Source organism: Paenarthrobacter sp. PAE-2 (genome assembly GCF_026013155.1).
Classification (GTDB): Bacteria; Actinomycetota; Actinomycetes; order Actinomycetales; family Micrococcaceae; genus Arthrobacter; species Arthrobacter ureafaciens.
The window spans coordinates 14,514-27,100 of the sequence record NZ_JAPDNV010000033.1 but is presented as its reverse complement, the minus strand read 5'-3'; the positions used below and the strand labels follow the sequence as shown (position 1 = coordinate 27,100).

The following is a 12,587-nucleotide window of genomic DNA, read 5'->3' as shown; positions in this document are numbered from 1 at the left end:
CAAGCGGCATGGACGAATTTGGCTACACGCAAACCCTCGACCGCAGCATTGGCAAGTTCGCCAGCTTCGCTGCCGGCGTCAGCTATATCTCCATCCTTACCGGTGTTTTCCAGCTTTTCTATTTCGGTTTTTCCATGGCCGGCCCGGCCTACGCCTGGTCCTGGCCCATAGTCTTCGTAGGCCAGCTCATGGTGGCCCTTTGCTTCGCCGAGCTCGCCGGACGTTACCCGGTGGCCGGTTCGGTCTATAACTGGGCCAAGCGGTTGTCGACCGGGACGATGTCCTGGTTGGCCGGTTGGCTGTTGTTGCTGTCCTCGATCATGGCCCTGGGTTCTGTAGCACTGGCGCTGCAGATCACCTTGCCGCAACTGTGGTCCGGGTTCCAGTTCGTCGGAGATGGGACTGGTCCCTTCGACTTCGCCATGAACGGTGTGGTTCTGGCGACGATCATGATCACCCTTTCCACCCTGATCAACGCCTTCGGCGTGAAGCTCATGACCCGTATCAACAGCATCGGCGTCTTTGTGGAGCTGATCGCCGCGGTGCTGCTCATCCTTGCCTTGGGCTGGCACGTTGTCCGGGGTCCGGAAGTCTTCTTTGATACTGCCGGCTTCGGTGAAGGCCACGACCTTGGCTTCTTCGGCGTCTTCCTGATCGGCGCCATGGCATCCGGGTACGTGATGTACGGCTTTGACACGGCCAGCTCCCTGGGCGAGGAAACGAAGGACCCCAAGAAGACAGCACCCAAGGCGATCCTTCGCGCCGTCACGGCGTCGTTCCTGCTGGGCGGGCTCATGCTGTTGTTCGGCATCCTGGCCGCTCCCGACCTCAGCGATCCCAAGGTGGGCCACGCTGACGGCGGCCTGCAGTACATCGTCCTGAGCGTCCTCGGCGGACCCTTCGGCAAAGCCTTCCTGGTGTGCATCGTGGTGGCCGTCGTGGTCTGCACGCTCGCCGTTCACGCGGCAGCGATCCGCATGATGTTCGCCATGGCAAGGGACAACAACCTGCCGTTCAGCCGGCAGCTCAGCAAGGTTGATCCGGTCCGCAGGACGCCCACGGTGGCTGCGATCGTTATCGGGGTTATAGCGGTAATCCCGCTGCTCATCAACGTGATGCAGCCCGCGATCTTCACCATTCTTTCCAGCATCAGCATCGTGTTGATCTACATGTCCTACCTGCTGGTGACAGTGCCCCTGCTGCGCAAGCGGTTCCTGAAGAAGTGGCCCCTTGCCAACGACGGATCCGAGCCCGGGTTCTGCATGGGCAAGTGGGGGCTTCCGGTGAACATTGTGGCGGTGCTTTGGGGTGGGGCCATGACGCTGAACCTCATCTGGCCCCGACAGGAAATCTACAACTCCGTTCCGCCTTTTGAGTGGTACCTCCAGTGGGGCGGCGTGATCTTCGTGGCCACGGTGACTGTTGGCGGCGCGCTGCTCTACCGGCTGAAGATCCGGCACCAAACGGGTGTGCTGGCCGAGCATGCAGCAGCCGTCGCCGCGCACCCGGCCTCAGGTGAGCAGGCCAGGCCCGCAGGCGAGGCAGCAAACCCGTCCGCCGCCGTCGTACCTTAACGCCGGTTCTTAAACACAGAACGCCCCCACCCGTCCAAGTAGCAATTGTGCGCGTTTTGAGCGATCAAAACGCGCACTACTGCTACCCAGTTGGGTGGGGGCGTCTGTTTAAGGATCAGGCGAAGTCGGAAACTGCGGGATCCGGTCCGATGCGTCCTTCAGCGCCGCGATCCAGACCGTTGATGGCCTCGACGTCGGCTTCATCCAGCTTCACGGACAGCGCGGCGAAGTTTTCCTGGATACGGGATTCGGTGACGGACTTGGGAATGACCACGTTGCCGATCGCGAGGTGCCAGGCAATAACCACCTGTGCGGGGGTGGCATGGTGCTTGGCGGCGATCTCGGCGATAGTCGCGTTCTCGAGCAGCTCGCCGCCCTGGCCCAGCGGCGACCAAGCCTGCGTGAGGATGCCCTGTGAGGCGTCGAAGGCACGCAGTTCGGACTGGTTGAAGAACGGGTGCAGCTCCACCTGGTGGATGGCCGGTACTACTCCGGTCTCGTCGATGAGGCGCTGCAGGCCCTCGATGCTGAAGTTGGAAACGCCGATGGACTTGACCCGGCCGCGCTTCTGAAGCTCGATCAGGGCCTTCCAGGTGTCAACGTACTTGTCCTGCTTGGGCTGCATCCAGTGGATGAGGTAGAGGTCCAGGGTTTCCAGGCCCAGGCGGTCCATGGAGTCCTCGAAGGCCGCCAGCGTGGACTCGTAGCCCTGGTCAGCGTTCCACAGCTTGGTGGTGATGAAGATTTCCTCGGCGGAGAGGCCGGAGGAGGCGATGGCACGGCCCACGCCGGATTCGTTGCCGTAGATCTTGGCGGTGTCGATGTGGCGGAAGCCGGCTTCGAACGCCTGGCGGACCACCTTTTCGGCTACATCGTCTTCAACCTGCCACACCCCGTAGCCGAGCTGGGGGATGGTGTTGCCGTCGTTGAAAGTCAGTGTTGGTGAGGAAGTCATGATGCCATCCTGCCAGCAGCAGGCCGCTCTACACGCACGAAAACAGGAAGATCAGCTATCCGCTTAACTCATTGCACCAAGGGAATAAGGGCGCACGCGGGTAGTTGCACGCGCCGTACGTTTTAGGGGTTTTCGCCTTGGTCACTCATCAGCCGCTCAGCGTCAGCGACCTGCTCGAAGACGGCCTCCGCGCGGCGGTGAACGGACAGGGCGCCCACAGGAACCGGCCCCACGGCGAGGCGAAGCATGGCTGCCGCCTCGGCGGTGGTGGCCAAGGCATTTCCTGCCTTGGACAGCGCCCGGTGCACTCCTGCCAAAGCACCGGGAACATCCAAGCCGTCGCTGGGTGAGCGCTTCTGGGCTTCCACGCATACCGCCCGAACCCGGGGCAGCAAGGCGGCCAAGGAATTCGCGATCTCTACCAGCTCGCCGTACAGCTGATCGTCATCGACACCCTCGAGGACCTGATGGTACCGGTCCAGCCCGCGTTGAAAACGGTCATGGGCCCGGCGCCACAGGCCCTTGCCAAGCTCAAGATCATCCTTCCGCCCTTGCCGGACGGCCCCAAAGAAACTCATGGACGAGCTTAGAGGTATTGACCCGGACCGTGGTCGGGGTCCTCGGGACGTCCCGGGGATCCAGGCGCAGCGGCTCCTGGAGCAGCAGCCCTCTGCGGTTGGCCGTTCTCGCCAATAATGATCCCCGGCGCGATCACCGTACCCGGAGGCAACTGGCGCAGCTGCCGCTGGGCTGCTGCGTGGTCGCGCGCGGCCTGCTGGGCGGCGATGGCGGCTTGGATGCCGTGGAACAAACCTTCAAGCCAGCCAACGAGCTGGGCCTGGGCGATCCGAAGCTCGGCGTCAGAGGGTGCTTTTTCATCGGGGAACGGCAGGCTGATGCGTTCCAGCTCTTCAATCAGCTCGGGAGCCAGGCCGTCTTCCAATTCCTTGATGGAGCGTTCGTGGATCTCGGCCAGGCGGCCCCGGGCAGCTTCGTCCAAGGGAGCGCTCTTCACTTCTTCCAGCAACTGGCGGATCATGGTTCCGATCCGCATCACTTTGGCCGGTTCATCCACCAGTTCCTGCAGGTTGGAGCCCTTCGGCTTACCGTCCCCGGCGTCGCCCGGTTTCCCGTCGGCCGCGGCCGGGGCATCCCCGTCCAGCGCGTTGCCCTCCACGGGAGTGCCCTCAACAGGGGTGTCGTCCGAAGCCTCATCCTTGGGCTGAATGTCGTTCAGATCGCTCATGGGTTTCATACTCTCACGCCCAAGCGGACCAACCGGGGTCGGTCGGCCTTTTTGGACTTCGTTCGTAGCGAAACTCCCCATGGCCACCGGGATTCAGCAGCAGCGGCCTTGGGGGTTGGTGTCCTGCCGGTCCATCCGGTCCCGCCAGAACTCGCGTTCAGTCATGACGGGACCGGAATGGCCTACAGCTTCGAAGTGCTCAACGTACTTTTGGTACGCGTCGGCGCCCATGACCGCCCGGAGATAACCGGCGAAGCCACGGAAGCCCTTGAGGACTGCATTCATCAGTGATGCCCGGCCTTCTCCAAACGCTTCTCCGGCGGCAGTGCGTTCCATGTTGCCTGCAACTCCTTCTCCGCTGCCGTCGGGATCAGGCCGGCGGGGGCGAACACCTTGGAGGGGAGGGCAGGGTCCTCATGGTCCTCGCCGCCTCCGGCGCGCAGGGCCCGCACCGTCGCGATGATGGCTGCGACGATCACAATGATGCTGAGGGTCACGAAGATGACCGACAACACTCCCTGGATCATGGTGTTGCGGACCACGGCTTCCATGGCCGCTACGGTCTTGGCCGTGCCGAACTCCGTCTTTCCGTCCGCCAAAGCCTTGCTGAAGGCTGCGTTGTTCGCGAAATAGCCGACGGCGGGAACAGGCGAGAAGATCTTGTGGAAGCTTGCCGTAATGGTCACGACGGCGGCAAAGGCCAACGGGACGGCCACGATCCACAGGAACTTGAACGTTCCGCGTTTCGCCGCGATGGCCATGCAGACCGCCAAGGCAATGGCAGCCAGCAACTGGTTCGCAATGCCGAACAGCGGGAACAGGGTGTTGATGCCGCCGAGCGGATCCGTGACGCCCATCAGGAGGACGGCGCCCCACGCTGCCACCATGATGGCTGTGCAGATCCAGGCACCCGGGCGCCATGACGCTTCCTTGAACTTGGGAACAAAGTTGCCGATCGAGTCCTGCAGCATGAAGCGGGCTACGCGGGTGCCTGCATCGACGGCCGTCAGGATGAAGAGCGCCTCGAACATGATCGCGAAGTGGTACCAGAACGCCATCATTCCCGGACCGCCGATGAACTGCTGCATGATGTGCGCCAAGCCAACGGCCAGGGTGGGAGCACCGCCGGAACGGGAGATGATGCTCTCTTCCCCCACGTCGCTCGCGGTCTGCGCCAGGACGTCGGGGGTGATGTTCACATTCGCCAGGCCCAGGCTGTTCACCCACTGCGCAGCGGACTCAACCGTTCCGCCGGTGAGCGCCAAGGGCGCGTTCATGGCGAAGTAGATGCCCCGGTCGATCGAGATTGCGGCCACCAGGGCCATGATCGCGACGAAGGACTCCATGAGCATGCCGCCGTACCCGATGAACCGGGTCTGCCGTTCCTTCTCGATGAGCTTCGGCGTAGTGCCGGAGGAGATGAGGGCGTGGAAGCCGGAGAGGGCACCGCAGGCAATGGTCACGAAGAGGAACGGGAACAGCGCACCGGAGAACACCGGACCGTTCTCACGGCTGGCGAACTCGCTGAAGGCCGGGACGTTGATCTCCGGACGGACCACGATGATGGCCACGGCCAGCATGGCGATCACACCGATCTTCATGAAGGTTGACAGATAATCGCGGGGCGCCAGCAACAGCCACACCGGCAGGATGGCGGCGATGAAGCCGTAGATGATGATGCCCCAGGCGATGGTCACCTTGTCCAGATGGAAGAAGGCCGCACCCCATTCCGTACCGGCCACGGCGCCGCCGCCGATGATGGCTGCCATGAGCAGTACGAAGCCGATGATGGACACCTCCATCACCCTTCCGGGACGGATGAAGCGAAGGTAGACGCCCATGAAGAGCGCGATCGGGATGGTCATGCCCACCGAGAAGACACCCCACGGGCTCTCACCCAAAGCGTTGACCACAACCAGGGCCAGGATGGCGACGATGATGATCATGATCAGCAGGGTGGCCACCAGGGCGGCGGTTCCGCCGATGACGCCGAGTTCCTCGCGCGCCATTTGGCCCAAGGACCGGCCGCCGCGGCGCATGGAGAAGAAAAGCACCAGATAGTCCTGCACGGCACCGGCCAGTACGACGCCGATGATGATCCAGATAGTGCCGGGGAGGTACCCCATCTGGGCTGCGATGACAGGACCCACCAGCGGCCCGGCACCGGCGATCGCGGCAAAGTGGTGCCCGAACAGGACGTTCCGGTCCGTGCGGACGTAGTCCTTGCCGTCGGCTTTGTATTCGGCCGGGGTAGCGCGACGGTCATCCGGCTTGGTCAGATACCGTTCAATGACCTTGGAGTAGAACCTGTAGCCGATCAGGTAGGTACAAACCGCTGCGAAGACGAACCAGATGGCGTTGACAGTCTCGCCGCGGACCAGGGCCAGCATCACCCAGGCGACGCCGCCCAGCAGCGCAATGGCTACCCATAGGCCGATCTTGGCGGGAGTCCATTTCCGTTCCTCGGCTTCGCGGACTGAATCGTCCACTGCCGGCGCCGGCAGCGTGGGGTCCAATCCCTCCGCGAGTCCGGTTTGCTCAGGTAACTTGCCCATTTTCTCCTCCTTGAGACCTGCCGCTGCGCTGTGCTGCCTGCGTTGGCGTCATGATGCCGTGCGCGGACACACGGCAAGCGCACGTTAGCAAGGAGGTTCCCTGGGGAAGGGCGATGTACCGCCCAAGCCCGCCCGGGTGCGGTGAGCGGTAGCGATGCTGCGATGAACGGCGGTCAGTTCGAGGGGTTGCGGCCTTGAGCCTGCACCATCCGGGCTTCGCACAAGTCCAGCCAGCGGACTTCGGCTTCCGCTTGGAAGATCAGGGAATCCAGGACCAGGAGCCAGGCCGTATCCGCCGGGCGCTGACCCGCCGAGGCCGCCTTCCTGGCCTGGGTGTAGTCCTCCAGGGCGCGCAGCGAAACCTCACGCTGGGATTGGATCACCGTGGAAGGATCGACGTCGGGAAGAGTTACGGCGAGCGCCAGCTTGATGGCGATCTCGTTGCGGGGCGGGTTGCCGCGCTCAACCGCATCCTCAAACCAGGCATCCACCTCGGCTACCCCGGCGTCAGTGATGCTGTAGACGACGTGTCCCCCGCCGTCGTCGCCGTCTTTGCTGACCAGCCCGTCCCGCGCAAGGCGGTCCAGGGTTGTGTACACCTGCCCGATGTTCAACGGCCACGCGGCGCCGGTGCGTTCTTCGAATTCCGAGCGCAGCTCGTAGCCGTACCTGGGCTGGCCCTGGAGCAAGGCCAGGAGGCTGTGCCGGATGGACATGGGGCTCCTCGCTGTAGTGGTCGGGTCAGAGCAGCAGCAGGACTTTTCCTACGTGGTCGCCGGAGTCGAAGTACTTGTGCGCCTCCCCCACCTGTTCCAGCGGGAACGACTTGGCCACGAGTGGTTTGATCCGCCCGTCGGCGAGCATGGGCCACACCACCTCCCGGACGGCGGACATGATGATGCCCTTCTCCGCCACCGGCCGGGGGCGCAGCGCCGTAGCGATGACGGCAGCCCTCTTGCTCAGGAGCTGGCCCAGGTTGATCTCGGCCTTGGTGCCGCCCTGGAGCCCGATGATCACCAGCCGGCCGTAATCGGCCAGTGCATCGATGTTCTGCTGGAGGTACTTGGCACCCACGACGTCGAGGATCACGTCGGCGCCCTTGCCGCCGTTTTGTGCCTTAAGGCTTTCGACGAAGTCTTCTTCGGCGTAGTTGATGGCGATGTCGGCACCCAGGAACGCTTTGGCGGTGCCCACTTTCTCATCAGTGCCGGCGGTGGTGGCCACCTTGGTGCCGTAGGCTTTGGCCAGTTGGATGGCCATAGTGCCGATGCCGCCCGTCGCGCCGTGGATGAGGACCGTCTCGCCCTGCTGGAGCTGTGCCGTCATGACGAGGTTCGAGTAAACGGTGGCCGCCACTTCCGGAAGACCCGCGGCCGTCACCAGGTCCACGCCCTCGGGAAGACGCAACACCTGTTCGGCCGGTACCGCCACCTGCTGGGCGTAGCCGCCGCCGGAGAGCAGCGCGACTACCTTGTCCCCCAAAGTAAAGGCCTTGGTGACACCAGGCCCGAACCCCGCGATACGGCCCGACACTTCAAGGCCTGGAATCTCCGACGCCCCTGGTGGCGGCGGGTAAAAGCCCCGGCGCTGTTGGACGTCGGCGCGGTTGAGGCCTGCGGCCACGACGTCGATCAGCACCTCGCCCTCGCCGGGCACCGGTGCCGGTACTTCCCTTACTTCGAGGACTTCGGGTCCGCCTGGTTCGGAAATAAAGACGGCTTTCATGACGAACTCCCGTTTTCTTGCTGCACTAACCGGCTCCGGGGCCTGAAAGTACGTGATGTTTTGGTACAGCCAACTCCCTATGAAACACTACTAGGCAGGGAAGGTTGTCCGAGCGGCCTAAGGAGCTGGTCTTGAAAACCAGTGTGCGGTAACCCCGTACCAAGGGTTCAAATCCCTTACCTTCCGCGTAACAAGTGCCCCGGGTTCCAGAACCCGGGGCACTTTCTGCTTTCCAACCCTCGTCGCCGCCGCTGCCGTGCGATTATCTGAGAACCTGCCCCCGGATAACCATTGAAAGTACCAGGGGCCGCACATAGTGTTCTATCGGGCAACCTTCCGCTTACCGGCAGGCAATGCCCCATTCATCCGTTCGCGCTGAGCTACACCCGAGGCAGCTTTACCCGGAGCAACTTCCGATTCATCGTCCGCGCCATGGAACGTGGACGCCCTCAGCGAGCCCGGCTGGGCTCCCTCACGAAAGTAAGAGCGGATGCGACGTAAGCACTGGAAATTCCTGGCGGGCACTGTCCTGTCAGCGGGGTTGGCAGCGGCCCCACTGACAGCTGCGCCGGCCCTCGCAGCAGATGACCCCGCGGCTCCTGGTTCGCCGGTAGTCATCAATGAGGCGTACTTGCTGCAGCCGGAGTCCGGCACCAAGACCATCGCCGAGATCCAAGGCACCGGCCCCGCCAGCCCACTCGTCGGCAGCACCGTGACCACCCGCGGCAAGGTGACCGCGGCCTACGCCACCGGCGGCCTGAACGGCTACTACGTCCAAAGCCCGGGGACCGGAGGCGACAGCAGCGGGGCGGCCAGGACGGCGTCGGACGCTTTGTTCGTCTATTCCCCCACGACGGCGGGTTCCGTTGAGCCAGGCGACTACCTGGAACTGACCGGCGTCGTGAGCGAATTCGCGAACCAGACCCAGATCACGGTGCAGGCGGCGGGTGTCACGAAACTGACCGATCCCGCCCCGGAAGTGAAGGCCACACCGCTTTCCCTCCCGGCCAACGACGCCGCACGCGAGCGCCTCGAAGGCATGTTGATCGCACCCCAGGGCGACTTTGTGGTGACGGACAACTACGCTCTGAACCATTACGGCGAAATCGGCCTCGCGGCCGGCACATCACCCCTGGTGCAGCCGACGGCGGTAGCCCCGTACGGCTCGGCAGAGTATTCAGCGGTTGTGGCTGACAACGCGGCGCGCGGCATTAAGCTCGACGACGGCGCGTCCACCAACTTCCTTAAGGACGCCACCACCAAAGCCCAACAGCTGCCCTACCTCACTCCGGAAAACCCCGTCCGGGTGGGTTCGGCTGCCACGTTCACGACCGACGTGATCCTGGGCTACGGAAACAACTCCTGGAAGTTCCAGCCCCTCGCGCCCCTGACTGCAGCTACTGCGGACAGGGTGCAGCCCGCGTCCTTCACCGTTTCACGCCCTGAAGGCCCTGCCAACGTGGGCGGTAACCTCAAACTGGCCTCCTTCAATGTCCTGAACTACTTTCCCACCACGGGCGATCAGCTCAGCGGCTGCGTGTACTACACCGACCGTGATGGCAACCCCATCACCGTCAAGGAAGGTTGCAACGCCCGCGGCGCCGCCAACGCGGAGAACTTCCAACGCCAGCAGGCCAAGATCGTCGCCGCCATCACCAAGTCCGGGGCCGACGTCGTCTCCCTGGAAGAGATTGAGAATTCGGCCCAGTTCGGCAAGGACCGCGATGCCGCCTTGGCCACGCTGGTGGACGCCCTGAACGCTAAGACCCCCGGAGTGTGGGACTACGTCCGCACGCCGGCGAATGCTCCTCCGTTGAGCGATGAGGACATGATCCGGACGGCCTTCATTTATAAGAAAGCCGCTGCGGAACCGGTTGGCGGCTCCGTGATCCACAACGACACCGATGCCTTTGCCAGTGCCCGCAAGCCGTTGGCCCAGGCCTTCAAGCCCGCAGGCGCAGCAGATGACACCAAGTTCATCGCAATCGTCAACCACTTCAAGTCCAAGGGATCCGCCGCCACGCCGGAGGACACGGACAAAGGCCAGGGCGCATCGAACCTTGCCCGGACACGCCAGGCCGAGTCACTGCTCGCTTTCGCCAAGGAGCAGCAGGTTTCCATGGGCACGGACAAGGTGTTCCTGATGGGCGATTTCAATGCCTATGCCAAGGAGGACCCCCTCAACGTCCTCACCGGCGCGGGCTACACCAACCTGGAAGCAGGGACGGGCAAGCATTCCTACTTGTATGGCGGAATGGTCGGCTCGCTGGACCACGTTCTGGCTTCTCCCGCCGCCCTCCCGACAGTCACGGGAAGCGACATATGGAACATCAACTCCGTGGAGTCCGTGGCACTGGAGTACAGCCGGTATAACAACAATGTGACCAACTACTATGCGTCGGACGAGTTCCGGGCCAGCGACCACGACCCCGTAGTGGTCGGCCTTGACCTGGCACCGAGTGCGCCGCAGACCGTAGACCTTCAGTTCCTGGGGATCAACGACTTCCACGGCAGGATCGATTCCAACACCGTCCTGTTCGCCGGAACGGTGGAGAAGCTGCGTGCTGCCGCGGCACCGGGCGCCACGGCGTTCATCTCGGCCGGGGACAACATCGGAGCTTCACTCTTTGCCTCCTCCGTGGCGAAGGACCAGCCCACCATCGACGTCCTGAACGCCCTCGAGCTGCAGGCCTCCGCGGTTGGCAACCATGAGTTCGACGGCGGCTGGGAGGACCTGCGCGACCGCGTCGCCGCGGGTGGGACCAACGCTAAGTTCGCCTACCTTGGCGCGAACGTCTACCAAAAGGGCACCACCACTCCCGTCCTGCCCGAGTACAAGGTGCTGGAACTCAACGGCCTGCGCGTGGCAGTGATCGGCACCGTCACCCCGGAGGTTCCTTCCCTGGTGACTCCGGCGGGCATCGCCGACCTGGAGTTCGGTGATCCGGTGGATGCCATCAACCGGGTTGCGGCGAAGATCAAGGCTGAGGGCGCCGCTGACCTGATCATCGTCGAAAACCACGACGGCGCAGCGTCCGGAACGCCCGACGGCGCCACGTTGGAGGAGGAAGTTGCCGCCGGAGGACCGTTCGCGAAACTCGTGAACCAAACCACGCCCGACGTCGCCGCAATCTTCACCGGTCACACCCACAAGGAATATGCCTGGGACGCCCCGGTGCGGGACGCCGACGGGCAAGCCACCGGAAAGACCCGGCCGATCATCCAGACCGGCAACTACGGGGAGAACGTGGGAACCGTGACCTTGACCGTGGACGTGGCCTCCAAGACGGTCGCCGCCTACGAAGCATCGATCGTGGAGCGCACCACCGACACTCCCGAAAGCCTCGTTGCCGCCTACCCCCGGGTGGCAGCCGTGAAAACGATCGTGGACAAGGCCTTGGCTGACGCCAAAGAGATCGGCAATCAGCCGGTAGGGGCAGTGACCGCTGATATCACCACGGCGTTCACGCCGGACCCCGAAGGCGGCGCCCCCAAGCGGGACGACCGCGCGAGCGAGTCCACATTGGGCAACCTCGTGGCGGACTCACTGGTGGACACGCTCAAGGCCCCGGAACTGGGTGCGGCGGAGATCGGCGTCGTGAATCCCGGCGGGCTCCGCAACGAGCTGTACTACGCCCCGGACGGAACCATCACCTATGCCGAGGCGAACGCGGTGCTGCCGTTCGTCAACAATCTCTGGACGACGTCCCTTACTGGCGCACAATTCAAGACGCTCCTGGAACAGCAGTGGCAGACCAACCCCGACGGAACGGTACCGAGCCGCCCGTACCAGCAGTTGGGCTTGTCCAAGAACGTCAACTACACCTACGACGCCGCGCGTCCGGCAGGTGAGCGCGTCACCGGGATCTGGGTGGACGGTACGCCGATCGATCCGGCCAAGCAGTACAGGATCGGTACCTTCAGCTTCCTTGCCACCGGCGGTGACAACTTCCGCGTCTTCCTGGAAGGCAGCAACACCAAGGACACCGGTTTGGTGGACCGGGATGCGTGGATCAAGTACCTCCAGGCGCACAACCCGGTATCGCCGGACTTCGCGCGCCGTTCCGTGGCGGTCGCCAACACCACGGCCGGCGACGTCACGGCCGGAGATGCCCTGAGCCTGGCCGTTTCCAAGCTGGACCTGACATCCATCGGCAGCCCGGCGAACAAGACCCTCAAAGCCTCGTTCATTGATGCCACGGGCACCAGGGTGGAGTTGGGCGACGTTCCGGTGACCTCCGGTGCCGCGAACGTCAACGTCACGGTTCCCGCCACAGCAGCAGCCGGTACCGCGACGCTGGTGCTCACCGCCGTCGAAACCGGCACCACGGTCAAGGTCCTGGTCACGGTGGCGGAGAGCGTCCCGAATCCGCCGCAATGCACGGCACCGGCCAAACCATCCAAGTGGTACGACATTGCGGGCTGGCTCCGCTACGCCATCGCCTGGTTGGAATATCAGAGGTGCCTGAGGGGCTGACAAACCCCATGTGGCAGTGAAGGGGCCAGGCCCCGCGTCCGTGTGGTCGCGGGGC

9 protein-coding genes and 1 tRNA gene are annotated in these 12,587 nt (G+C 63.8%); 3 read left to right on the top strand and 7 right to left on the bottom strand.

The genetic code is table 11. The features are described from left to right. Positions 1 to 8 precede the first annotated feature (8 nt). The gene (locus OCL88_RS16660; protein WP_264963234.1) at positions 9 to 1,574 is read left to right on the top strand and encodes an APC family permease; all 1,566 of its coding nucleotides are present in this window, start codon (positions 9 to 11) and stop codon (positions 1,572 to 1,574) included. A 115-nt stretch (positions 1,575 to 1,689) separates the two neighbouring features. Here the strand turns inward: OCL88_RS16660 and OCL88_RS16655 are convergent, their stop codons facing one another. From OCL88_RS16655 to OCL88_RS16625, 7 genes are all read right to left on the bottom strand, one after another. Further along, positions 1,690 to 2,529: an aldo/keto reductase gene (locus tag OCL88_RS16655; RefSeq protein ID WP_166186854.1), complete on the bottom strand. Its 840-nt coding sequence runs from the start codon at positions 2,527 to 2,529 to the stop codon at positions 1,690 to 1,692. Between the two features lie 122 nt (positions 2,530 to 2,651). Next, positions 2,652 to 3,107 carry a hypothetical protein gene (locus OCL88_RS16650; RefSeq protein ID WP_264963221.1) on the bottom strand — a complete coding sequence of 152 codons (456 nt, stop codon included), beginning with the start codon at positions 3,105 to 3,107 and terminating at the stop codon, positions 2,652 to 2,654. Positions 3,108 to 3,115: 8 nt separating this feature from the next. Next, positions 3,116 to 3,775 carry a bacterial proteasome activator family protein gene (locus OCL88_RS16645; protein WP_021474247.1) on the bottom strand — a complete coding sequence of 220 codons (660 nt, stop codon included), beginning with the start codon at positions 3,773 to 3,775 and terminating at the stop codon, positions 3,116 to 3,118. A gap of 93 nt (positions 3,776 to 3,868) precedes the next feature. Next, positions 3,869 to 4,060, bottom strand: coding sequence for a YbdD/YjiX family protein (locus OCL88_RS16640; RefSeq protein ID WP_166186867.1), 192 nt, complete (start codon positions 4,058 to 4,060; stop codon positions 3,869 to 3,871). Beyond that, positions 4,060 to 6,330: a carbon starvation CstA family protein gene (locus tag OCL88_RS16635; RefSeq protein WP_201434267.1), complete on the bottom strand. Its 2,271-nt coding sequence runs from the start codon at positions 6,328 to 6,330 to the stop codon at positions 4,060 to 4,062. Before OCL88_RS16635 ends, OCL88_RS16640 begins: the two co-directional genes overlap by 1 nt. 173 nt (positions 6,331 to 6,503) lie before the next feature. Beyond that, a complete protein-coding gene (locus OCL88_RS16630) occupies positions 6,504 to 7,046 on the bottom strand; it encodes a PadR family transcriptional regulator (protein WP_264963220.1) in 543 nt (180 codons plus the stop codon). Positions 7,047 to 7,071: 25 nt separating this feature from the next. Continuing rightward, on the bottom strand, positions 7,072 to 8,055 hold the full coding sequence (locus tag OCL88_RS16625) for an NAD(P)H-quinone oxidoreductase (RefSeq protein WP_264963219.1): 984 nt from the start codon (positions 8,053 to 8,055) through the stop codon (positions 7,072 to 7,074). Positions 8,056 to 8,153: 98 nt separating this feature from the next. Here OCL88_RS16625 and OCL88_RS16620 point away from each other — a divergent pair. Together OCL88_RS16620 and OCL88_RS16615 are read left to right on the top strand one after the other, a co-directional pair. Further along, positions 8,154 to 8,241, top strand: a tRNA-Ser gene (locus OCL88_RS16620). A 304-nt stretch (positions 8,242 to 8,545) separates the two neighbouring features. Next, complete coding sequence (locus tag OCL88_RS16615) at positions 8,546 to 12,532, top strand: ExeM/NucH family extracellular endonuclease (protein WP_264963218.1); 3,987 nt, start codon at positions 8,546 to 8,548, stop codon at positions 12,530 to 12,532. Positions 12,533 to 12,587 lie beyond the last annotated feature (55 nt).

Bases quoted from the DNA above. Each gene is read 5' to 3' on its own strand.
- OCL88_RS16630 (WP_264963220.1), bottom strand. From the start codon at position 7,046: ATGTCCATCCGGCACAGCCTCCTGGCCTTGCTCCAGGGCCAGCCCAGG.
- OCL88_RS16650 (WP_264963221.1), bottom strand. From the start codon at position 3,107: ATGAGTTTCTTTGGGGCCGTCCGGCAAGGGCGGAAGGATGATCTTGAG.
- OCL88_RS16645 (WP_021474247.1), bottom strand. From the start codon at position 3,775: ATGAGCGATCTGAACGACATTCAGCCCAAGGATGAGGCTTCGGACGAC.
- OCL88_RS16615 (WP_264963218.1), top strand. From the start codon at position 8,546: ATGCGACGTAAGCACTGGAAATTCCTGGCGGGCACTGTCCTGTCAGCG.
- OCL88_RS16640 (WP_166186867.1), bottom strand. From the start codon at position 4,060: ATGAATGCAGTCCTCAAGGGCTTCCGTGGCTTCGCCGGTTATCTCCGG.
- OCL88_RS16660 (WP_264963234.1), top strand. From the start codon at position 9: ATGGACGAATTTGGCTACACGCAAACCCTCGACCGCAGCATTGGCAAG.
- OCL88_RS16635 (WP_201434267.1), bottom strand. From the start codon at position 6,330: ATGGGCAAGTTACCTGAGCAAACCGGACTCGCGGAGGGATTGGACCCC.
- OCL88_RS16625 (WP_264963219.1), bottom strand. From the start codon at position 8,055: ATGAAAGCCGTCTTTATTTCCGAACCAGGCGGACCCGAAGTCCTCGAA.
- OCL88_RS16655 (WP_166186854.1), bottom strand. From the start codon at position 2,529: ATGACTTCCTCACCAACACTGACTTTCAACGACGGCAACACCATCCCC.